The 21,104-nt window shown below is 36.7% G+C and carries 25 protein-coding genes; 5 read left to right on the forward strand and 20 right to left on the reverse strand.

Annotated features, from left to right (window positions below; all coding sequences use genetic code 11):
- Nucleotides 1–26 precede the first annotated feature (26 nt).
- The 14 genes from ACUXVC_RS20465 to dacF all read right to left on the reverse strand — a co-directional run bounded on the left by ACUXVC_RS20465 (nucleotide 27) and on the right by dacF (nucleotide 10,646).
- Nucleotides 27–830, reverse strand: coding sequence for a Cof-type HAD-IIB family hydrolase (locus ACUXVC_RS20465; protein ID WP_003271593.1), 804 nt, complete (start codon nucleotides 828–830; stop codon nucleotides 27–29).
- A gap of 97 nt (nucleotides 831–927) precedes the next feature.
- A complete protein-coding gene (gene spoVAF, locus ACUXVC_RS20470; protein ID WP_000165595.1) occupies nucleotides 928–2,400 on the reverse strand; it encodes a spore germination protein SpoVAF in 1,473 nt (490 codons plus the stop codon).
- Nucleotides 2,387–2,956, reverse strand: coding sequence for a stage V sporulation protein AE (locus ACUXVC_RS20475; protein WP_001254416.1), 570 nt, complete (start codon nucleotides 2,954–2,956; stop codon nucleotides 2,387–2,389). Before ACUXVC_RS20475 ends, spoVAF begins: the two co-directional genes overlap by 14 nt.
- 5 nt (nucleotides 2,957–2,961) lie before the next feature.
- Nucleotides 2,962–3,312: a stage V sporulation protein AE gene (gene spoVAE / locus ACUXVC_RS20480; RefSeq protein ID WP_000345907.1), complete on the reverse strand. Its 351-nt coding sequence runs from the start codon at nucleotides 3,310–3,312 to the stop codon at nucleotides 2,962–2,964.
- Between the two features lie 3 nt (nucleotides 3,313–3,315).
- Nucleotides 3,316–4,332: a stage V sporulation protein AD gene (gene spoVAD, locus ACUXVC_RS20485; RefSeq protein WP_001241140.1), complete on the reverse strand. Its 1,017-nt coding sequence runs from the start codon at nucleotides 4,330–4,332 to the stop codon at nucleotides 3,316–3,318.
- A 13-nt stretch (nucleotides 4,333–4,345) separates the two neighbouring features.
- Nucleotides 4,346–4,804 carry a stage V sporulation protein AC gene (spoVAC, locus tag ACUXVC_RS20490; RefSeq protein WP_000203808.1) on the reverse strand — a complete coding sequence of 153 codons (459 nt, stop codon included), beginning with the start codon at nucleotides 4,802–4,804 and terminating at the stop codon, nucleotides 4,346–4,348.
- A 14-nt stretch (nucleotides 4,805–4,818) separates the two neighbouring features.
- Nucleotides 4,819–5,235 carry a stage V sporulation protein SpoVAB gene (spoVAB, locus tag ACUXVC_RS20495; protein ID WP_000572936.1) on the reverse strand — a complete coding sequence of 139 codons (417 nt, stop codon included), beginning with the start codon at nucleotides 5,233–5,235 and terminating at the stop codon, nucleotides 4,819–4,821.
- Nucleotides 5,228–5,848 (reverse strand): stage V sporulation protein AA, encoded by a 621-nt coding sequence (locus ACUXVC_RS20500; protein WP_053563708.1) that lies wholly within the window; start codon nucleotides 5,846–5,848, stop codon nucleotides 5,228–5,230. The genes spoVAB and ACUXVC_RS20500 overlap by 8 nt, the downstream gene beginning before the upstream one ends.
- A gap of 115 nt (nucleotides 5,849–5,963) precedes the next feature.
- The gene (locus ACUXVC_RS20505; RefSeq protein WP_000016826.1) at nucleotides 5,964–6,062 is read right to left on the reverse strand and encodes a methionine/alanine import family NSS transporter small subunit; all 99 of its coding nucleotides are present in this window, start codon (nucleotides 6,060–6,062) and stop codon (nucleotides 5,964–5,966) included.
- Entirely contained in the window at nucleotides 6,062–7,588 is a 1,527-nt protein-coding gene (locus tag ACUXVC_RS20510) for a sodium-dependent transporter (protein ID WP_029443184.1), read from the reverse strand. The genes ACUXVC_RS20505 and ACUXVC_RS20510 overlap by 1 nt, the downstream gene beginning before the upstream one ends.
- A gap of 135 nt (nucleotides 7,589–7,723) precedes the next feature.
- Nucleotides 7,724–8,482: an RNA polymerase sporulation sigma factor SigF gene (gene sigF, locus ACUXVC_RS20515; protein ID WP_000350729.1), complete on the reverse strand. Its 759-nt coding sequence runs from the start codon at nucleotides 8,480–8,482 to the stop codon at nucleotides 7,724–7,726.
- A 12-nt stretch (nucleotides 8,483–8,494) separates the two neighbouring features.
- Complete coding sequence (gene spoIIAB / locus ACUXVC_RS20520) at nucleotides 8,495–8,935, reverse strand: anti-sigma F factor (protein ID WP_001243398.1); 441 nt, start codon at nucleotides 8,933–8,935, stop codon at nucleotides 8,495–8,497.
- Nucleotides 8,936–9,286, reverse strand: coding sequence for an anti-sigma F factor antagonist (gene spoIIAA / locus ACUXVC_RS20525; RefSeq protein ID WP_000059135.1), 351 nt, complete (start codon nucleotides 9,284–9,286; stop codon nucleotides 8,936–8,938).
- Nucleotides 9,287–9,455: 169 nt separating this feature from the next.
- Nucleotides 9,456–10,646 carry a serine-type D-Ala-D-Ala carboxypeptidase DacF gene (dacF, locus tag ACUXVC_RS20530; protein WP_000831997.1) on the reverse strand — a complete coding sequence of 397 codons (1,191 nt, stop codon included), beginning with the start codon at nucleotides 10,644–10,646 and terminating at the stop codon, nucleotides 9,456–9,458.
- A gap of 166 nt (nucleotides 10,647–10,812) precedes the next feature.
- On the opposite strand from dacF, the gene ACUXVC_RS20535 reads away from it, so the two are divergent.
- From ACUXVC_RS20535 to ACUXVC_RS20545, 3 genes are read left to right on the forward strand one after another with little or no spacing between them, the layout of a single operon-like run.
- Nucleotides 10,813–11,232 (forward strand): GntR family transcriptional regulator, encoded by a 420-nt coding sequence (locus tag ACUXVC_RS20535; RefSeq protein WP_000548040.1) that lies wholly within the window; start codon nucleotides 10,813–10,815, stop codon nucleotides 11,230–11,232.
- Nucleotides 11,198–12,079, forward strand: coding sequence for an ABC transporter ATP-binding protein (locus tag ACUXVC_RS20540; protein WP_144465507.1), 882 nt, complete (start codon nucleotides 11,198–11,200; stop codon nucleotides 12,077–12,079). Before ACUXVC_RS20535 ends, ACUXVC_RS20540 begins: the two co-directional genes overlap by 35 nt.
- Nucleotides 12,069–13,157 (forward strand): ABC transporter permease subunit, encoded by a 1,089-nt coding sequence (locus tag ACUXVC_RS20545; RefSeq protein WP_048655586.1) that lies wholly within the window; start codon nucleotides 12,069–12,071, stop codon nucleotides 13,155–13,157. The genes ACUXVC_RS20540 and ACUXVC_RS20545 overlap by 11 nt, the downstream gene beginning before the upstream one ends.
- Before the next feature lie 213 nt (nucleotides 13,158–13,370).
- On the opposite strand, the gene ACUXVC_RS20550 is transcribed toward ACUXVC_RS20545, so the two are convergent.
- A complete protein-coding gene (locus ACUXVC_RS20550) occupies nucleotides 13,371–13,916 on the reverse strand; it encodes a hypothetical protein (protein WP_000873787.1) in 546 nt (181 codons plus the stop codon).
- A 99-nt stretch (nucleotides 13,917–14,015) separates the two neighbouring features.
- Entirely contained in the window at nucleotides 14,016–14,435 is a 420-nt protein-coding gene (locus ACUXVC_RS20555) for a MarR family winged helix-turn-helix transcriptional regulator (protein WP_001003307.1), read from the reverse strand.
- A gap of 159 nt (nucleotides 14,436–14,594) precedes the next feature.
- Between ACUXVC_RS20555 and ACUXVC_RS20560 the strand changes: the two genes are divergently transcribed.
- Nucleotides 14,595–15,266, forward strand: a complete 672-nt coding sequence (locus ACUXVC_RS20560) for an SIMPL domain-containing protein (RefSeq protein WP_001161449.1) — start codon at nucleotides 14,595–14,597, stop codon at nucleotides 15,264–15,266.
- A gap of 134 nt (nucleotides 15,267–15,400) precedes the next feature.
- Nucleotides 15,401–16,690 carry an NCS2 family permease gene (locus ACUXVC_RS20565; protein WP_000676248.1) on the forward strand — a complete coding sequence of 430 codons (1,290 nt, stop codon included), beginning with the start codon at nucleotides 15,401–15,403 and terminating at the stop codon, nucleotides 16,688–16,690.
- Nucleotides 16,691–16,722: 32 nt separating this feature from the next.
- Here the strand turns inward: ACUXVC_RS20565 and corA are convergent, their stop codons facing one another.
- The 4 genes from corA to deoB all read right to left on the reverse strand — a co-directional run bounded on the left by corA (nucleotide 16,723) and on the right by deoB (nucleotide 21,077).
- On the reverse strand, nucleotides 16,723–17,685 hold the full coding sequence (gene corA, locus ACUXVC_RS20570; RefSeq protein ID WP_002026281.1) for a magnesium/cobalt transporter CorA: 963 nt from the start codon (nucleotides 17,683–17,685) through the stop codon (nucleotides 16,723–16,725).
- 61 nt (nucleotides 17,686–17,746) lie between these two features.
- Nucleotides 17,747–19,051, reverse strand: coding sequence for a pyrimidine-nucleoside phosphorylase (locus ACUXVC_RS20575; RefSeq protein WP_069356161.1), 1,305 nt, complete (start codon nucleotides 19,049–19,051; stop codon nucleotides 17,747–17,749).
- Between the two features lie 7 nt (nucleotides 19,052–19,058).
- Entirely contained in the window at nucleotides 19,059–19,880 is an 822-nt protein-coding gene (locus ACUXVC_RS20580) for a purine-nucleoside phosphorylase (RefSeq protein WP_001078446.1), read from the reverse strand.
- Nucleotides 19,881–19,892: 12 nt separating this feature from the next.
- Nucleotides 19,893–21,077: a phosphopentomutase gene (deoB, locus tag ACUXVC_RS20585; RefSeq protein ID WP_001046079.1), complete on the reverse strand. Its 1,185-nt coding sequence runs from the start codon at nucleotides 21,075–21,077 to the stop codon at nucleotides 19,893–19,895.
- Nucleotides 21,078–21,104: the final 27 nt, after the last annotated feature.

The following is a 21,104-nucleotide window of genomic DNA, read 5'->3' on the forward strand; positions in this document are numbered from 1 at the left end:
AAGCCCGCCAGTGACGGGCTTCTTTTTTATACAAGTAACGGTAATTTCATAACAGCCTCTTCAACCGAACGCACTATATGATTTGCTTTCTCCTTTACATATGGATGGGCATGATGAAGAGTAAATGAATGCGGGGTTACTTCAAACATAGAAATATCATTGAAGGAATCTCCAATACAAGCAACTTCATTTGCTTCAATTTGCAAATGGTCCATTAGTCGCTTTAGAGCACTCCCCTTACTCACGCCTCTTGGCATAATATCAACATAGCGTTTACCTGATATAAAAACTTCCGCTTCGCCTTGAAACATATCTCGTAGCTCTTGATCTAACGTCACAATTTTCTCTTCTTCTCCAAAAACAAACAATTTTGCAGGGTGTACAGTCTTACCAAACTCTTCTTCTAACGCTTCAATTTCAGCGATATGCACGCCCATATACGCTTCAAAATTATGGTGATGTTCATTTTTCCTTTTTGTATATCGTTGCTCATTTGCACAAACAATATCCGCTAGTCCTTTTTTATGTATATATCGATATATTTCCTGGGCAACCGTATTTTCAAAACTCGATTCATGAAATAAATTCCCATCTGGAAGTAACATTGTCGCTCCATTTAAGCCAGTTGTGTAATATGGGAATGAAAACCTTTTTACAACTTCATCAATTCTGTGTGTAAAGCGGCCAGAGGCAAAACAAATATTTGTCCCTTTCTCAGCTAACCAACACAGCGCACGTTCATCTTCTTTTTGCATATGATTCACATCGTAAACGAGCGTGTCATCTAAATCACTTACAAATAATTTAATCATGTCCTCTTCCCCTTCCATACACAATATCTACTCTAAGTGTACACAAAAAATGTTTGATTTTTGTTAAAAAACAATAAATTTTTACTAAAAAAAATAAACGGGTGTATAATCCCGTTTATTTTTGTCTTTTTACATTTTGAGGTCTTACAATACTTGGTCGTACTTTTAAACTAGACATCGTTGGACGGAGTAAAATTTTTGTTAACGCGCCCCAATCAAATGGTAAAAACGGCCATAAATAAGGTGTTTGTAAACTTTTTATAGACGTCAAAAATAAAATTAATATCGTCATACCAATTACAAATCCCATCTCATGGAAGAGACCTGTTAAAATAATAACAAACAATTTCCCAACCTTATTCCCTAATCCTAATTCATAACTCGGTGTTGCATATGCACCAATCATCGAAACCGCTACATACAAAATTACTTCTGGCACAAACAAACCTACATCAATTGCAATTTGACCAATTAATATGGCGGAAATCAACCCTGCTGCAGACGATAATGGGGTTGGAGTATGAATAGCAGCCATCCTTAAAAACTCAAGTCCGACCTCTGCCATTAACACCTGTAATAGGATTGGTAAATGCGTCATCTTAGTCGGTCCAATAAAAGCAAGATTTGCTGGTAAAAGAGTTGGATCAAATACAAACACTAACCAAAATGGTAATAAAAATAACGAGAATATAACACCTAAAAAGCGCACCCAGCGTAAAAATGTACCGACAGCTGGATTTTGTCTAAACTCTTCTGCATGCTGTAAATGGTGAAAATATGTTGTCGGTGTAATCATAGCACTTGGCGATGTGTCAACAAGTACTAACACATGTCCTTCTAGTAGATGATTTGCTGCTACATCTGGCCTTTCTGTATATCGAATAAGCGGGAATGGGTTATAGCTTTGCTTTACAACAAATTCTTCTACTGTTTTATCCGCCATCGTAATTCCATCTACATCAATGTTATTTAATTCTTGTTTTATAATCTTTACTAAATCTGGATTTGCAACATCTTGAACGTATGTAATACAAATATCCGTTTGTGATCTATCTCCTACTCGAACCATTTCATTTCGAAGTCGTGGATCTCGAATTCTCCTACGAATTAACGCTGTATTTACAACGATATTTTCAACAAATCCATCCCTCGCACCGCGTACTACCTTTTCGGTATCTGGTTCTGTCGGTGTTCGCCCTGGATAACTACGAACATCAATCGCGAACGCTTCCGTTTCACCTTCCACAAATATCACAATGAGCCCTGATAATACTTGGAGCATTACCTCATCCATCGTTTTCACTTTGCTTACTTGTTGATGGATTAAGCGATTCTCTAAAAGCTTCACTGTATCTTCTTCTACATCCCTTATCTCATTTGTATCCACCGCTTCTTCTAAAATAGGGATAATATAATTTGTATCACAAAGTCCGTTTACAAATAACACACCGATTTCTTTATTCAAAATTTGAAATTTACGAATGCCAACATCGTATGTAACGCCTAGTCCAACTGTCTGCTTTAAATAATTTTCATTATCACTTATGAAAGTTGATATAGGGATATCCACTTTTTTAGGCTTCGTCATAAAAACCACTCCTTTCCAAAATTAATTGAATCGCTTTTCTAGTAATAGGTGATCCCCTCTCCCATTCATCATTCCCGCACATCTTACCAATGTCACCGACTCCAACGATGACAGGAACATTCAAGTCATCTAAACAATAAATTGTATCTCCGCTAATTCTGCCAATTTCACCATCTGGAAGTCCAAATTTATCAACACCGTATTCGGTTAAATTTCCGTTCCGATCTACACTTACATCTACACGTGCCCATTCCCAATGATGCGTATTAGACGCTACCGCTAAAATACCGAGCACATCAATTTGTTTATGGGTAGCTACATATTTTAAAGCCTTTTCACCAGATCCTTCTCCAATAAATCCACTGTCATCAAACATGACAAATACAGGGTCATATGGCGTTTGCATAATAAGCTCAACAACTTTTTTCCCTGTCAATTTGGTTGGATTACTTTGTGATGCTGAAATACACCTTCCCCCAAATTCCTTTGTTAAAAGCTCAATTGTCCGCTTTGCATATTCATCTCCATCTGTGACCAAAACAACCCTTCGTCTCATTTGATTTATCCTTTCGGTTTACATATAAGTGCTATAAAAAACGAAAACAATATCGCTGCGGAAATGCCCGCAGACGTTAAACTAAACATGCCAATACCAATTCCTAAATATCCATGTTTTTCTGCTGCATGCATTGCTCCGTGCAATAGTGAATGTCCAAAACTTGTAATAGGGACTGTTGCTCCAGCACCTGCAAACTTTATTAGTTTATCGTACAATCCAAATCCATCTAAAATTGCTCCGATGACTACAAAAGTTGCCATTAAATGAGCTGGTGTTAACTTTGCGAAATCTAACAATAGTTGCCCAATTACACAAATAGCTCCACCTACAAGAAATGCATATATAAAATCCACAATTCACTCTCCTTTAACTCTCTCAAATACGACACCATGTGCAATTGTTGGAATCGTTTCTTTCTGTTGCATCATTATGGGGCTTAATAATGCGCCAGTGGCAACGACAAAAATTCGTTGTAAATTCCCTTTTTGCATCTCGTGTAATAAATGGCCATATGTGACAACTGCTGAACAAGCGCAACCACTACCACCTGCAAACACTTCTTCTTGACTTGATTCATAAATCATTAATCCGCAATCATTGTATATATGTCCAAGATCGTAACCTTCCTCAAGTAAAAGTTGTTTTGCAATCGGTGTCCCAACAGCTGATAAATCACCCGTAACAATCAAATCATAGTCATCGGCACTTCTTCTTAAATCTTCAAAATGCTGTTGAATTGTATGAGCTGCTGCTGGAGCCATCGCTGCCCCCATATCCAAAGGATTTGTGATTCCTAAATCTTGCACTTTTCCGATTGTAGCCGCCGTAATTTTAATTGCACTTTTTTCATTGCTAATTAATATAGATCCTGCACCAGTCACAGTTGAATTTGCTGTCCCTGGTTTTTGCCCACCGTACTCTGTTGGATAGCGAAATTGTCTTTCAGCCGTTGCATTATGACTACTTACTGTAGCTAAGACACGATTTGCAAATCCACCGTCTATAAAAGCTGAGCCAACTGCTAAAGTTTCCATAGACGTCGCACAGGCGCTAAACATTCCTAAAAAAGGAATGCCCCACTGACGCGCAACATAATTTGCTGTCACTGTTTGATTTAATAAATCTCCCGCTAAAAAGAAATCAATTTGCGATGTTTTTATATTCCCTTTTTGCACTGCTTGTTGAATTGAGTCTGACATTAATCTTCGTTCGGCGAGCTCCCAATTTTCCTCTCCACAATGCAAGTCATCATATGAAATATCAAAATCTTTTCCAAGAGGGCCTTCAGCTTCTTTCGGACCGACAGCAGTACCCGTTGCATTCACATATATGTCGTTTTGAAATACCCACGTTTGTTTTCCGGTCAACCTCATACTAGCCCCTCCTTTAAGACATAAAAATTTTAAAGGTATACCTTATTAACCCAATGATATATGCACCAACAACCCCAAATACAATCACACTTCCTGCCAGTTTAAACATATTTGTCGCAATCCCTAGAACAATCCCTTCACTCTTATGTTCTAAAGCAGCGCTTGCCATAGAATTTGCAAATCCTGTTACCGGTACCGCTGATCCTGCTCCAGCAAATTGACCGATTTTATCATATACACCACACCCTGTTAAAATCGCGGATAATAAAACAAGGGTTGCAACAGTTGGGTTTCCTGCCTCTTGTTCACTGAAGTGAAAATAATGTATATAAAATTTCATCAATACTTCTCCAACTGTGCAAATGAGTCCACCTACAAGAAATGCTTTGATACAATTTAGTAAATAGTTTGGCTTTGGATGATACTCCTTCACTTTATTTATGTAATCATCCTTCAATTTCTGACTTGTCATTTATATACTGCCTCCTACTTTACGAAATAAATCCAGTGAAACAACGATCCTATTACTTTCCCAAGTACAAGAGCAACGAGTAAAACAATAATCTTCCCCTCTACCCCTACTCGTTTCGCTAAAATAGGCAGAACATTTAACACCTCTGTTAATGCCGCAGCAAGCATTCCGATGAATGTGCCACAAAATATCCCTAATATAACGAGCCAATACTGCGACGTTTGAAATGTAATGTTTTTCAAACTGCACCAAGCCCCTGTTAAAGTACCTGCAATGACTGCCCACTCAAAATATTGAATATGCTTTCCACTTCTCGTTAATTGGGCTAAACGGGGGATTATACCAAGTACAGCTAAAAATGCGACATATCCGCTACCTACCGCAATCCCTCCAGCTAAACCAATTAAAATAACAAATCCAGACTCAATCATCGGCAAGTTGTTTCATATTATCCTTGTTTTCATTAACGATTACATACTGATCAAGTGACTGTTGGTATTGAAACATCTCAACTTCTAACGGACTCGGCTCTTCATTAATTCGCTTTTGAAATACATGATTAAAGAATAGAACCATCCCTAAACCAAGACCTACAGAATAAGGAATTTGAAATAAAAGTGGTTGTGCATTAAATTCTCCAGTAATCATGTAATATAACCGTTGATGTACTTGTTGCATACTTACATCCTCATGGAAATAAATGATTGCAAGAGCTGCTCCAATGAAAAGTAAAAGCCATACAAGCCCGAAAAAAATTGGGTGTGCCTTCTTTTTTTCGTATATAATTTCAACAAGAGTTTGTCCGGAACCGAGCAAATTAATTTGTACGTGAGATGCTTTCTGTTGAATAATCTCAATTACTTTCATAACATCAATTACAACATGCGTCTTATCATGCGCTGTTATTTTGTAAACTATCTCATTTTGTAACAACTCAACTACGGAAGAATCTCCGGCAAGTTGAGCAACATCACCCAGCTTTACTTCATAAGTAGGAGAAACTTTTAAACGATTGCGCATTTTAATATAAATCGTTTGTTCCAACTTTCATTCACCTCTTCACTCTTCCTCGTAGTTGTAGTATGGTTATTGAATTTTTTTCTAATACAATTTTTTCATAAAAAAACATCTGCACCATTTTGGTACAGATGTTTTTTACTTATGCCTTTTTCTTAAATAAGTTTGCAATACTTAATGCAAGCCCTCCCCAAATGACTACTATTCCAATAACCATCATCATAATCGCTGATCCACTCATTATGAAACACCTCGATCTTTCCATTCTTTTTCAAGCTTGGCAGAATCCGAATGAATTTGTGCATCCCATTTTTTCAGGCCAATGATTATTGCAACTATGAGGAATGCTGCTGCTATCGACCAACCATACGTTACAACAAACTCAGTCGGATAATCTCCGTAGTTCTTTTTAATATTTTGGATTGTACCATCAATTAGCATATACCCTAACATAAGCGGAGTAATAACGAGTAAACTCACTCTCCAAAACGTTCCTAATTTAATATCAGATACAAAGTTTGCATGATTTTGATAAACTGGTAAACGGCGTAAAATGAGCCCTATCGTAACTACTTCCGCAAGTGCAATTGTAATTAATCCGAAATTATTAGCGAAATAGTCGACAACATCTAAGAACATAAGTCCACCACGTGTTGCAAAAACAAGAGAAACTAACACGAGAAGGGTTCCCATAATTCCAATAGTTTTTTCCCGACTTAAACTGAATTTTTCAGATACAGCGGCAAAGCATACTTCCGCGAGTGAAATAAGTGATGTAATTCCAGCAACCGTTAACGATAAGAAAAATAAAACACCAAACAACGGTGACATCGGCAATTCATTAATAATTTGGGGAAATACTACGAACGCAAGCCCAACGCCAGCACTTGCTACTTTATCAACCGGTACTCCCATATTATTTGCCATAAATCCAAGAGCTGCAAAGACCCCAATACCTGCTAATAATTCAAATCCTGAATTTGCAAATCCAGTAATAAAGGCATTATTTGTTGTATCCGAGTTTTTCGGTAAATAACTAGAATACGTAATCATAATTCCAAATGCTAAAGATAAACTAAAGAATATTTGACCATAAGCTGCAAGCCATACTTTCCCATCAAAAATACGACTCCAATCTGGTTTAAAGAATGCATCTAGTCCTTGCATAGCACCTTCCATCGTCACTGCACGAACGACGATAATAAGGAACATAACAACTAATAAAGGAATAAATATACGATTAACAACTTCGATTCCTTTTTTAACTCCTTTAAATGCAACGCCAAGCACAATAATCCAAACGAGAGCTAACGGAATTAATACTTCCGGTACAAGTCCTCCAAATTGTCCTGGCTTATCTGCAACATGTAAGTACTCTTTAAATAAAAATGATTGCGTGTCTTTTCCCCACGCTCCAGTAATTGCAAAGTATGTATAGGATATAGACCAAGCAATAATTACTGCATAATATGTTGAAACGATAAATGTTACGCACATTTGCCACCATCCAATAAATTCGGCACGCGGGTTAATACGGAAAAATGTAAGTGGTGCTGAACCACGATGACGATGACCAAGGGCAAACTCAAACGCTAACAATGAAATACCAGTCGTTAATAATGCAAATAAGTATGGTAAAAAGAATGCTCCTCCTCCATTTTCATACGCTGTATAAGGAAAACGCCATATGTTTCCTAATCCAACGGCAGATCCGACCGCTGCGAAAATAAATCCAGCTCTCGTTCCCCATTGTTGCCTCGTTTCCATATTTCCTTCCCCCTTTATGACAAGTTCATACTTGGATTATATTTTAAATTGACTAAATTATCAATAAATTCTGTTAATTTTTGCGAAAATTAACATCTCTCTCCTATTAACGGCACAAAAAAATCGAATAGACAATTATTCGTCTATTCGATCTTTCATCTGTTTTAATATTTTCTTTTCAAGTCTTGAAACTTGTACTTGCGAAATGCCTATGCGCTCGGCTACTTCTGACTGTGTTTGATCTTTATAGTAACGCAAGTATACAATTAAGCGCTCTCGTTCATCTAGTTCTCTAATCGCTTCTTTTAAAGCAATTTTATCGAACCATTTCGTTTCAGATTGATCTGCAATTTGATCTAAAATAGTAATTGGATCTCCATCGTTTTCATATACAGTTTCATGTATAGATGAAGGGGCCCGGCTCGCTTCTTGTGCTAGAACAACTTCCTCTGGCGTTAGTTCTAGTGCCTCTGCCACTTCATTAATCGTTGGAGCCCTTCCGAATTCTTTCGAAAGCTCATCTCTCATCTTTCGAATTTTGTTTCCTGTTTCTTTTAAAGACCTACTAACTTTCACTGATCCATCATCGCGTAAGAAACGTTGTATTTCACCAATAATCATTGGAACTGCATATGTTGAAAATTTCACGTCGAAAGATAAATCAAATTTATCTACCGATTTCAAGAGCCCAATACATCCAATTTGAAATAGGTCGTCTGGTTCGTATCCTCGATTAAGAAACCGCTGTACAACCGACCAAACGAGGCGCATATTACTTTGAACGATTGTATCTCTCGCTTGTTGATCTCCATCTTGACTTTTTTGAATTAACGCTTTTAGCTCGTGGTCCTTTAACTGAGGTTTCTTCTTCTCATTTTTGACCTCTATGTCCATAGGCTATTCTCCTTAATTGCATAGAGCGTTACTATTTGATAAGTATTTTGTCAAATGGATTGTTGTCCCGAAAGATTCGTTTGAAATAACTTCTACTTCATCCATAAAATTTTCCATGATAGTAAATCCCATTCCGGAACGCTCTAATTCAGGTTTAGTTGTAAAAAGGGGTTGTCTCGCTTCATCTAAGTTAAAGATTCCAATCCCTTCATCTCGAATCGTGAGTTTCACCATTGCTTCTTCCAAAATTACAGAAATATAAACAATACCTTCTGCATTTCCTTCGTATCCATGAATAATTGCATTTGTAACCGCTTCTGACACAACTGTTTTAATCTCCGTTAATTCTTCCATCGTTGGATCTAGTTGTGCAATGAAAGCCGCCACTGTAACGCGAGCGAATGATTCATTTTGACTTAATGCTGAAAATTGAAGGTTCATTTCATTTCTCATCTATGCCACCCCCAACGTCGCGAGCGCGTGCGCTTCACTTTCTTCTAAGCGAACGATTTTGAATAAGCCCGACATTTCAAATAAACGCTTAACAGGCGGTGAAATTGCACAAACAACCATTTCTCCACCTAATCCCTTTACGTGTTTATATCGGCCTAATATAACACCTAGACCAGAACTATCCATAAACGATAAGTTCTCTAGGCTCAAAACAATATGATGAACACCATGTGTCTCAATCATATCTGTTACTTTCGTTCGCAACTCTTCAGCCGTATGATGATCTAATTCACCCTCTAGTCTCACACATAGGACGTCACGTTTTACTTCTAATTGCATGGAAAGACTCACACGATTTCCTCCTTATGCTCAAACTTTACTTATTCACATACATAAAGATTTTCGTGATATAAAATAAGAATCCTTCCTGCTGACAAAAGAAGAACTATTTCGTCATAAAGTGAAACCTTTCAGCATTATTCACTTACATACGAATAGAAAAGCGGCAAAATATTTGCCGCTATTTTGATGTTGAAAACATCCCAAAACTTCTTTTAAATAACTCCCACCAGCTCGCTGCAGCAACATCTTCTTTTGCTATAATTGTTTGTTTTAATAAAACATCTTTATCTTTTTTTATAACAAGGGTGCCAAGCGCGTCACCTTTTTTAATCGGTGCTTTTACTTTCTTTTCAGCAATTACTTCTTGTTTTACCTTGTCCATATTCTCGCCCTTCTTCATAAGAAGAGAAACATTATCTGACGCAACTAAATCTACTTTTTCTTTTTTCCCTTTTCCTACTTGAACTGTCTTAATTTTTTCGCCGCGCGTATATAATTTCTTTGTCATATATTGTCCAAATGCATAGTCAAGAAGCTTTGTCACTTGGTTGTTCCGTTCTTTTGATGTTGGTGCTCCCATGACAACTGAAATGACACGCATACCATTTTTTTCAGCCGATGCTGTTAAACAATATTTCGCTTCTGTCGTAAAACCTGTTTTTACTCCATCTACGCCAGGATAAAAACGTACTAGTTTATTCGTATTAACGAGCCAAAACTTTTTATCCGTATCTTCACGTAAATAATCTTCGTACTTACCTGTGTATTTACGAATAAGTGGATACTTCATCAATTCTCTCGCCATTATAGCCATATCATTCGCTGTCGAATAATGGTCTTTGGCCGGAAGACCTGTTGGATTTTGAAAATGTGTATTTTTCAGCCCTAAATCTTTCGCCTTTTTGTTCATCATATTTACAAATCCTTCTTCTGAACCTGCGATGTGCTCGGCTACTGCAACAGATGCGTCATTTCCAGATGCAATTGCAATACCCTTTAACATCTCATTTACAGTCATCTCTTCCCCAGGTTCTAAAAAGATTTGCGATCCACCCATTGAAGCTGCATGTTCGCTTGCTCTAACTTTATCGGTCAGTTTTAGTTTTCCTTTTTCAACTTGTTCCATAATTAAAAGCATTGTCATAATCTTTGTCATACTAGCAGGTGGTAATTTTTCATTTGGGTTTTTATCAAATAAAACTTTACCTGTATCTTGCTCAATTACGATTGCTGACGACGCTTGTTCCGCTAACTTCGGCGTTGTTTCTTCTGTTTTCTCCTGCTTCGTTTTTTCAGATTGCGCAAAACTCACTGAAGTTCCAGAAAGCAATAACATGAAACAAACAAGTATTCCAAAAACTCGCTTCATGACTAACCCTCCATTCTATATCAGACCTATTTTTTCCAATTCTCCTTTTTTTAATACCAATTTTTTCTATTATTTTCAGTTGACAAATACATTCGCCCCCTATATTGTATTAAGTGTATTACGCATAGTAGTACACTTAATACATATGAGGAAGGAGACATTGCTCTTGCATATTCAACTTGACCCAAGAAGCAACACTCCGATATGGGAACAAATTGTTCAAAATATAAAAGAACTCGTATTGAAAAACATGTTGGCTCCAAGTGATAAACTTCCTTCTGTACGCGAACTCGCTTCTTTACTCGTTATAAATCCAAATACAGTGAGTAAAGCGTATCAAGAGTTAGAGAGACAAGGAATTATTGAAACGTTACGAGGAAAAGGAACATTTGTATCCCAATCGATTACCCCAACATTAGACGAAAGGAAAATCGCTATGGTTGAAAAGCAATTTCATCAATTACTATTAGAAGCCTCTTATCTTGGTGTTACGAAAGATAAAATTCATGATTGGATAGATTCATACTATAAAGAGATTGGAGGAAATACGGATGCTGAAAGTGACAAGCTTGAAGAAAACAATTGATAATCAAACAATTTTAGACGATGTTTCTTTCACATTACAAAAAGGTAGTATCATCGGGTTACTTGGAAGAAACGGCGCGGGAAAAACAACTTTATTACGAACGATGGTCGGCATTTTAGACCCGGACGAGGGAACTGTTACATATGAGGATATCGACATCCATAAAAATCCTGAAACGAAACAAAAAATCGTATATGTTCCCGATTCTACTAACATACTGAACGGTTATACAGTAAAAGAAATCGTGAAGTTTTATAAATCAGTTTATACAGCATTTGATGAACCATATTTCTATGAACTACTAGAACATTTCAACTTACCAAATAAACGAATTCGTAGTTATTCAAAAGGAATGAAAGCACTGCTTGCCATCATTTTAGCTGTTGCTGCAAAAGCAGAATATATTATTTTAGATGAACCAACAAATGGACTTGATCCTATCGTTAAAAGACAGATTTTACAGTTTCTCGTTGGAGAAGTTGCAGAAAAAGAAATTACCATTTTCATCTCAACCCATCATTTAGATGAAGTGGAACAAATTGCAGATACAATCATTATGTTAAAAGGACATACTGTAGCATCTATTACGTCACTAGACGATGCAAAATCACAATTTGCAAAAATACAAGTAGCTTACGAGCGTGCATTACCTCAAAAACTAGAAAACTTAAGCAATATTAAAATATTAAATCAAACAGGAAAAGTGTATACGATTTTAATTGAGGGAAATGTGGCTACAACACTGGAGAAGTTTTATAAAGAACAACCACTGCTCATTGAGGAATTAGCCATGTCGCTCGAAGATATTTTTATCACAACGTTTGAGGAGGATTCACATGTTTCATAAAGCTTTATGGATAAGGCAATGGAAGCAAGGAAAATATATAATTCTATTATTTTGGTTAATTAGTTTATATCAACTACCTTATAAATATTATCAAGAAGCGCAAATGCAGCTAAAACAATCAAAAATGAAGTTTGATGACTATGCATATTACTACTCCTACTATTTTCACGCATCTGATGGTGCCGTCCTCTTTCAAGGAGTTACTCTTATTGCACTTGCTTGTCTTTTAATTGGGTGGGAACGTAACAATCAATCAACTGATTTTCTCTTCTCGATGCCTTTTAAACGAAAAGATATTTTTTTAACAAAATGGTGGCTTGGTGTTTTGAATATTATTACAGTGCAAATTGTTTGCTGGATTAGCATGTACGGAATAAAGAACATGTCGTTTCACAATGAGTATCAAATCTTTACTCCGTTCTATAGTTACTTTCTATATGCTACCGTTGTACTTATCGCTATTTATACATTCACCTTATTTATCGGAACCATTACTGGACATATATTCTCTCAAAGTAGTTTAACTATCATTCTATTATTTTTACCATACGGTTTTGGATTGTTAATTTCCGGATTCATTTATTCCCATACACAATGGTCTTTAGATGCAATGGGAGAAATAGAGCAACGTACTCATGAGTACTTACAACATATAGATATCATTTCACCATTAGAATCTTTTTCTATTACTTATGATTATCACCCGATAGAAACATTTGATGACTATGGCAATAAACTTTCTAGTGTACCACAGGACAATCCAATGGAGCATACTTCTGTACCTTCTCCTTGGACACTATTAACACCATTTGCTTACATCATTATCTTTTTATCAATGGCAACCTTTCTATACACACGTACACCAAACGAACAAAACGGAAAAATACTATTGTTTCCTAACTTGCAAAAATGGTTCATGATTTGCACTGTTCTATGCTTCGGACTGCTTGGCGGTAGAATATTAGGCGGACGAGATGCACTTCTGTCTTATTATGTTGGATTTTTCCTATTCGCTATCATAAGTTACTTCATTTTTACACGTCTATTAAAATTGAAGTTTGCTTTTGGAGGGAAATAAACATACATTAAGGTAATGAATACATGTTTCAAAAAGCATTATAGATGTGAAACTATAAACACGTAACAATGGCATTAATAGAAGCTGACAAAAAAAGTCATACAATGACAAAAGAAAGATGTTATGAATTATTTAACTCTTATATGAACTAAATAAAAAGGCATTGCACAAGAGCAATGCTTTTTATTATATATCCCTATCTAAATAAAGAGGTTATTTCACATTCTCTCTCCTATCCCCATACACCATCTCTTCTTTCATCCCAAATCCATCACCATTTTGCACAATTTGCTCTGTCGGTGCAACTACACTTTCGGCAATTTTCCATTCCCCACGCTCTTTTACGAATACTTGTAGAAAATAGTTCATGCCATCTAATTGATATGCATTTTCTTTTTTCACATTATAGTGAATCGCAATGTAGTACACTTGAATGTTTTCTTTCCCTATTTTTGATACGTATTGCGATAGTCTCGGTATATAAAGTGCTGCTTTCTGAAAAGATAGTTGCTTCGCTTTAACAAGCGATGAACTTGTTACATTACGTAATGTGTCCCGATTACGAATATTATCGCTATGGTGGAATAATACTGCGTTTTGCATAGAACGAACCCATAATTTCGAATATAAGACTGTATTATCGTTTTCGATGTACTTCACTTCTTTTCGCACCACTTGGATAGGTGTATCTGCGTACGTGAATGTTTGAAAACAGAAAAAACTACCAAATAAAATGGTAAGTGCAGCAATATATTTCATAATCTTTCCTCCGATCTTTTAATTAAAGTATCGGAGTTTCAAAATATTTTTATTCAAAAGAAAAAGGATAGGAATGCTTTCGCTTCCTATCCTCATTTATTATAATACGCGGCCAAATAGTTCTAAGACCATTTCTATTTCTTGGTCGCTCCAACCTTTAAATCTCTCTTTATAATATTCTTTACGCACAGCTTCAAGTTTTTCAGTTACTTCTCTTCCGTGCTCTGTAATTTCTAAGTACACGATTCGACGATCTGAATTAGAACGTTTTCTTTCTACTAATCCTTTTCGTACGAGACGATCTGTAACAGCTGTAATATGACTGGAGGTTACGTTTACTTCACTCGCAATTTGCGAAGCCATCTGTGGACTGTTTAAAAATAACGCACGTAATACAGAAAATTCATTATATGGCATATGTTCTGCAAAACGTGTATTAATATCATTTTGTAATAAACGTATCATTTTTCGAAATGATGCAGATAAATCTAAAATCAGCGTTTCTCTTTTTTCGTTCAATAGCCTCGTCCCTTTTTTATCATATTTACACATATTATAATCTATAAATACCTATGTTGTATATGCTTTCTTTCCTCAACATTCTCATTTATGTAACTTTTTTCATATAAATTTCTTTTTTGTTCACACATATACATATAAAAAGGATGGTGATGGAAAATGCAGGGTGGAATGAATCCTTATTTACACAACGTACGCACTGCTAATACTGGTAAAGAAGCTACTATTACTGTACAAGGAGAAGGTGTTGTAAAAGCAAAACCGAATGTTGTTATATTAACACTCGGCATTCGAACAGATGATAAAAATGTAAAACAGGCTCAAGAAGAAAATGCAGTGCAATCCAAACAATTGCTGGATGCACTTAAACAGCTTGGTATTGCCGATAAAGATATAGAGACGATTTCTTATACAATTACTCCTCAATACGAATATGTAAATGATAAAGCATTGCTACAAGGATACCGTGTAGAGCATTTGTATGAAATTACCGTTTTAAATGTACAAAAAGCTGGGGAAGTATATGATATAGCCGTTTCAAATGGCGCAAATGTAGCAAAAGGTTTACGTTTCCGAGTATCTCATCCAAATAAATATTATGAGCAAGCTCTCATTCAAGCTCTGCACCAGGCAGTAGAAAAAGCTCGTGCTATTGCGAGTACATATAATTTAAATATTAATCCTGTTCCCCTCTCATTCGTTGAAGAATCTGCCCAATTACCAAGGGAGGTTACGTCTTATGCTACTTTACATGCGCAAGCAGCTCCACCTATTCAATCGGGAGAATTAGAAATTATTTCAACAATACGGGCAATTTTTACGTATTTATAAATAATTTCATTTATAAGTAAACGTTATCATTTTCCTTGTTGTAAAAACATGATGTTCTGATATAATAAAGGACGGTGAGCTCTTACCAAAGAGATATCACGGGTGGGAGAGGGATATGAAAAAGAAGGTTTAACATGAAAGGAATACTTGAAAGAACATTTAAATTAGGTTTACACGAAACATCACCAAAACAAGAAGTTTTAGCTGGAGTTACGTCATTTTTCACGATCGTATATATTATGATTGTAAATGCGTCAATTTTATCCGATGCTGGCATTCCTCTTGAAGCTGGAATTTTAGCAACTGTTTTCAGTTCATTTGTCGGATGTCTACTCATGGCATTTTGGGCAAATGCACCTGCTATTCTTGTCCCTGGTATGGGTGTAAATGCATTCTTCACGTACACAGCTGTGCATACGCTTGGACTAACTTGGCAAGAAGCATTAGCTGCTGTCTTTATCTCTGGTATTATTTTTGCAATTGCCGCTTTTACACCAATCGCTCGCGTGCTATCAGTATCAATTCCAAAGTCATTAAAAGAAGCAATTACTGTCGGCATCGGATTATTTTTAGCGTTTATCGGATTGCAAAAAGGTGGTTTAGTCGTTTCGAACCCAAATACTGCTGTTGCAATGGGTAAATTAAGTAACCCTGTCGTTCTTGCGACCGTGCTTACTCTTATCGTTGCACTTGTACTATTTATTCGTAACGTACGTGGAAACTTTTTATGGACGATTGCAATAGGAACTGGTATTGCATGGCTATTTGGCCTTGTTGATACAAGTCAAATCGGAAATAGTTCATTCTCATTCGCTAATTACGGCGATGTGTTTGGAGCTATGTCATTTGGCAAACTTTCTTCCTTACCGTTTTGGATTGCAACATTCTCCTTAAGCATGGTGCTTATTTTTGAGAACATGGGACTTCTGCACGGTTTATTAGAAGATGACCGTAAATTCCCACGTGCTTACCAAGCCAATGCAATTTCAGCAATGACATGTGGTCTATTTGGCACAAGCCCTACCGTATCAACAGTAGAGAGTGCCGCAGGTATTACTGCAGGCGGAAAGACAGGTCTGACGTCTATCGTTACGGGGTTGTTATTCTTTGCATCATTGTTTGCACTTCCGTTTGTCAAACTAATTCCTGATAGTGCCATTGCACCAATCTTAATTATTATTGGCGGCCTGATGATTACAAGCATTCAGCAAATTCCTCTGAACGATTTTTCAGAAGGATTTCCAGCGTTCTTAATTATCGTCATGATCCCGCTCACATATAGTATCGCTGATGGCATTGCGTTCGGATTTATTGCTTACCCTATCTTAAAAGTTGCTCTTGGAAAGCGTAAAGAAGTCGCACCATCTATGTATATCATTACATGCTTATTCTTAGCTATGTTTGTATTACATGCTATTGGTTAAGAAAAAACACCGGGGAAATCCTCGGTGTTTTTTTACTTAAACCATCCTTTTTTATAAAACCAGGCCATCATTCCGCCGCCAATTAATGCCATTAGAAGAAGACAAATAAAATAACTATATTGTCCACCAAGCTCTGGCATATGCGTAAAGTTCATTCCATATACTCCCGCAATAAATGTTAATGGCATGAAAATAGTCGAGAATACAGTTAATGTTTTCATAATGTTATTCATATGATGTGAGTTTAATGAAAAATAACTATCCCGAATATCCGCCGTTAACTCTCGACTTGCCTCAATCATTTCCGTAAGTTTAAGTAAATGATCATGTATATCTTTAAAATAAATCTCATGATCACTTATACCGTAAAAACGAGTGGAATTCAAAATACGATACAATAAATCACGCATTGGAATAATTGTACGTCTTAACTTAGATAAATCTGCCCTAATATCAAATACTTCTTCTAGTACGGCTCCTGCTGTCTCACCTGTTAAATTATCATCAATCGCATTTAAATGATCTTCAATGTAATATACAGGTGCGAAATAATCATCTACAATTTGATCAGTGATCGTATGTGCTACATGTAAAGGTCCTTTCTTAATCCGCCTCTTCTCACCAAGTGTTTTCCATACTCTTTCAATTGCATTATTATGAGAAAAATGGAAAGAAACAATATAGCGATCACTAACAAACAAATCAATTTCATGTGGTTCTAGCCCATCTTCTCCAAACGCATGAAGAACTAAAAAGTTATATCCATCATAAAAATCAACTTTTGGCCTCTGTACATATTCTAGACAGTCTTCAATTGCAAGGGGATGGAACTTAAAATGGTCTTGCAGAATATATGTATACTCTTCTTTCGTTGGCTTATATAAATCTAGCCAATACCATACAATATGGTCTTTCTTTGTTTCTTCTAGAGAAACATCATATAATACTTCATCTGTTTTTGTTACTGCACAAATTCTAATCATAATTTCACCCATTATTATTATAAACAAAAAATAGTAAAAAAAGCCAAGGAGAAATCTCCTCAGCTTTTTTTTATTACTTCGTTACGATACCGTGTACTAAAGTTGGTGCATCTACGTGTTCTTTAGAGATCTTCATGTTCTCATAAATTTTCGCTTTTACATCTTCAACATTTTCGCGGTTTGCGTAAATTGTAACAAGGGATTCACCTTGCTTCACGCCATCGCCTACTTTTTTGCGCAGCATTAGACCAACTGCTAAATCAATTTCAGACTCTTTCGTTGCACGTCCTGCTCCTAAAAGCATTGCTGCTGTTCCGATTTCGTCTGCAACGATTTCTGATACATATCCGTCTTCTTTCGCTTCCACTTCAATTTTAAATTGTGCTTGTGGCAATTTAGAAGGGTCATCAACAACAGATGCGTCGCCGCCTTGCGCTGATAAGAACGTTTTAAATGATTCTAGCGCTTTTCCGTTGTTCATTACTTCAATTAGCTTTTCACGCGCATCTTCTAAAGATGAAGCTTGTCCAGCAAGGTAGACCATTTGACTTCCAAGTGTTAAACATAGCTCTTCTAAATCTTTCGGCCCTTTACCTTGTAATGTATCAATTGCTTCTTGTACTTCTAATGCGTTACCGATAGCTTCACCGAGTGGTTGACTCATATCAGAAATAACTGCCATCGTATTACGACCAACGTTATTACCGATGCGTACCATTGCTTCTGCTAAACGTTTTGCATCTTCATCCGTTTTCATAAATGCACCTGCTCCAGTTTTTACATCAAGAACAATTGCATCTGCACCAGCAGCAATTTTTTTACTCATAATCGAACTTGCAATAAGCGGAATTGAGTTTACTGTTGCTGTTACATCACGAAGTGCATATAACTTTTTATCAGCAGGTGTTAAGTTACCACTTTGGCCGATAACAGCGATTTTGTTTTCATTTACAAGACGCATGAATTCATCGTTTTCAATTTCCACATGGAATCCTGGAACTGCTTCTAATTTATCAATTGTACCACCAGTATGTCCTAAACCGCGTCCAGACATTTTCGCTACTGGTACACCTAAAGCAGCTACTAATGGACCTAATACAAGTGTCGTTGTATCACCAACACCACCTGTCGAATGCTTATCTACTTTTACACCTTCAATAGCTGATAAGTCGATTGTATCACCGCTATTTACCATTGCCATCGTTAAATCAGCACGCTCTTGATCGTTCATATCTTGGAAGAAAATTGCCATTGCAAGTGAACTTACTTGATAATCAGGAATATCACCATTTGTATATCCTTCAACAATAAAGTTAATTTCTTCTGTCGTTAATGCATGTCCGTCACGTTTTTTTGCAATTAGGTCCACCATTCTCATTGTGAAGTCACCCCTTCATTTGTTTTACGATTGCTTTTACTAATGCTAAGAAGTTAGCTTTAACACGTTCTGTCGTTTCAATTACTTCATCGTGGTGAAGTGGTTGATCTAAAATACCAGCTGCCATATTTGAAATACAAGAAATACCTAATACTTTCATACCAGCGTGACGCGCTACAATTACTTCAGGTACTGTTGACATACCAACTGCATCTCCGCCAAGTGTACGAAGCATACGAATTTCAGCAGGTGTTTCATATACAGGACCTGTCATTCCTACGTATACACCTTCTTGTACTTTAATATTTAAGTCTGCTGCAACTTGTTTCGCCATTTCGCGAAGTTCTACTGTATATGATGTAGACATATCAGGGAAACGTACGCCCATTTCAGAATCATTCGGTCCGATTAATGGATTCGTACCCATGAAGTTAATGTGGTCTGAAATTAACATAAGATCGCCTGGCTCAAATGATGTATTTACACCACCAGCTGCGTTTGTTACAACTACTGTTTCTACACCTAGTTCTTTCATAACACGAACTGGGAATGTTACTTTTTGCATGTCGTATCCTTCATAGAAGTGGAAACGTCCTTGCATTGCTACTACTGTTACACCTTGAAGTGTACCAAATACTAGTTGACCTGCATGGCCTTCTACAGTTGATACTGGGAATTCAGGGATTTCACTGTAAGGTACTGTTACTGCATTCTCAATTTCGTCTGCTAATACACCTAGTCCTGATCCAAGGATTAGTCCTACTTGTGGTGTCTCTTGAAATTTCTCTTTTAAGTATGAAGCTGATTTTGTAATAAGTTCACGATTCATTTGTTTATCCCCCTATTTCTTTAGCTCGTTTAAGAAGCTTGTTCCGTATTCTGGCATTTTCACACCGAAGTTTTCTGCTACTGTTGCACCAATATCAGCAAATGTTTGACGAAGTGGTAACTCTTGTCCGCCTTCTTTCATGCTTGGGCTATATGCTAATAATGGTACATATTCACGTGTATGGTCAGTACCAGGGTGAATTGGATCATTACCGTGGTCTGCTGTAATTAATAATAGATCATCTTCTTTTAGTTTTGCGAATACTTCTGGAAGACGTGCATCATATTCTTGCAGAGCTTCTCCGTATCCTTGTGGATCACGGCGGTGGCCGAATAATGCATCAAAGTCAACTAAGTTTAAGAAGCTAAGACCTGTAAAGTCCATATTTAATGTATCTACAAGCTTATCCATTCCATCCATGTTAGACTTCGTACGAAGTGATTCAGTTACCCCTTCACCATCATAAATATCAGAGATTTTACCGATAGCAATTACATCGTAGTCACTATCTTTTAATTCGTTCATTACTGTACGGCCGAATGGTTTTAATGCATAGTCATGACGATTTGGTGTACGTGTAAAGTTTCCAGGTTCACCAACGAATGGACGAGCAATAACACGACCTACCATGTATTTCTCATCTAATGTTAATTCACGTGCAATTTTACAGATTTTATATAACTCATCAAGTGGCACTACTTCTTCGTGTGCTGCAATTTGCAATACGCTATCAGCAGAAGTATAAACGATTAAAGAGCCTGTTTCCATTTGCTCTTGACCAAGTTCATCAAGAATCTCAGTTCCAGAAGCTGGCTTATTACCGATAATTTTACGGCCTGTTTTTTCTTCTAATTCATCAAGTAATTCTTTCGGGAATCCTTCCGGGAACACTTGGAATGGTGTATCAATGTAAAGGCCCATGATTTCCCAGTGACCTGTCATTGTATCTTTACCAGTAGATTTCTCTTGCATTTTTGTGTAATATCCAAGTGGTTTCTCTACTTTAGAGATACCTTTCATTTCTCGAATGTTACCAAGACCTAATTTCACCATGTTAGGCATTTGTAACCCATTCATATGTTCAGCAATGTGACCAATTGTGTCAGATCCTAAATCACCAAATTGCTCAGCATCTGGTGCTTCACCGATTCCCACAGAGTCCATTACGACTAGGAATATACGTTTATATTTATTCATAACTGCGACCTCCTATAAGTTCAGTTT

The organism is Bacillus sp. N6, from assembly GCF_052805735.1.

Excerpts from the sequence above, each read along its gene's own strand:
- ACUXVC_RS20465 (WP_003271593.1), bottom strand. The coding sequence starts at position 830 with ATGGAAGGGGAAGAGGACATGATTAAATTATTTGTAAGTGATTTAGAT.
- spoVAF (WP_000165595.1), bottom strand. The coding sequence starts at position 2,400 with ATGACGAAGCCTAAAAAAGTGGATATCCCTATATCAACTTTCATAAGT.
- ACUXVC_RS20475 (WP_001254416.1), bottom strand. The coding sequence starts at position 2,956 with ATGAGACGAAGGGTTGTTTTGGTCACAGATGGAGATGAATATGCAAAG.
- spoVAD (WP_001241140.1), bottom strand. The coding sequence starts at position 4,332 with ATGAGGTTGACCGGAAAACAAACGTGGGTATTTCAAAACGACATATAT.
- spoVAC (WP_000203808.1), bottom strand. The coding sequence starts at position 4,804 with ATGACAAGTCAGAAATTGAAGGATGATTACATAAATAAAGTGAAGGAG.
- spoVAB (WP_000572936.1), bottom strand. The coding sequence starts at position 5,235 with ATGATTGAGTCTGGATTTGTTATTTTAATTGGTTTAGCTGGAGGGATT.
- ACUXVC_RS20505 (WP_000016826.1), bottom strand. The coding sequence starts at position 6,062 with ATGAGTGGATCAGCGATTATGATGATGGTTATTGGAATAGTAGTCATT.
- ACUXVC_RS20510 (WP_029443184.1), bottom strand. The coding sequence starts at position 7,588 with ATGGAAACGAGGCAACAATGGGGAACGAGAGCTGGATTTATTTTCGCA.
- sigF (WP_000350729.1), bottom strand. The coding sequence starts at position 8,482 with ATGGACATAGAGGTCAAAAATGAGAAGAAGAAACCTCAGTTAAAGGAC.
- spoIIAB (WP_001243398.1), bottom strand. The coding sequence starts at position 8,935 with ATGAGAAATGAAATGAACCTTCAATTTTCAGCATTAAGTCAAAATGAA.
- dacF (WP_000831997.1), bottom strand. The coding sequence starts at position 10,646 with ATGAAGCGAGTTTTTGGAATACTTGTTTGTTTCATGTTATTGCTTTCT.
- ACUXVC_RS20540 (WP_144465507.1), top strand. The coding sequence starts at position 11,198 with ATGCTGAAAGTGACAAGCTTGAAGAAAACAATTGATAATCAAACAATT.
- ACUXVC_RS20545 (WP_048655586.1), top strand. The coding sequence starts at position 12,069 with ATGTTTCATAAAGCTTTATGGATAAGGCAATGGAAGCAAGGAAAATAT.
- ACUXVC_RS20550 (WP_000873787.1), bottom strand. The coding sequence starts at position 13,916 with ATGAAATATATTGCTGCACTTACCATTTTATTTGGTAGTTTTTTCTGT.
- ACUXVC_RS20560 (WP_001161449.1), top strand. The coding sequence starts at position 14,595 with ATGCAGGGTGGAATGAATCCTTATTTACACAACGTACGCACTGCTAAT.
- ACUXVC_RS20565 (WP_000676248.1), top strand. The coding sequence starts at position 15,401 with ATGAAAGGAATACTTGAAAGAACATTTAAATTAGGTTTACACGAAACA.
- corA (WP_002026281.1), bottom strand. The coding sequence starts at position 17,685 with ATGGGTGAAATTATGATTAGAATTTGTGCAGTAACAAAAACAGATGAA.
- ACUXVC_RS20575 (WP_069356161.1), bottom strand. The coding sequence starts at position 19,051 with ATGAGAATGGTGGACCTAATTGCAAAAAAACGTGACGGACATGCATTA.
- ACUXVC_RS20580 (WP_001078446.1), bottom strand. The coding sequence starts at position 19,880 with ATGAATCGTGAACTTATTACAAAATCAGCTTCATACTTAAAAGAGAAA.
- deoB (WP_001046079.1), bottom strand. The coding sequence starts at position 21,077 with ATGAATAAATATAAACGTATATTCCTAGTCGTAATGGACTCTGTGGGA.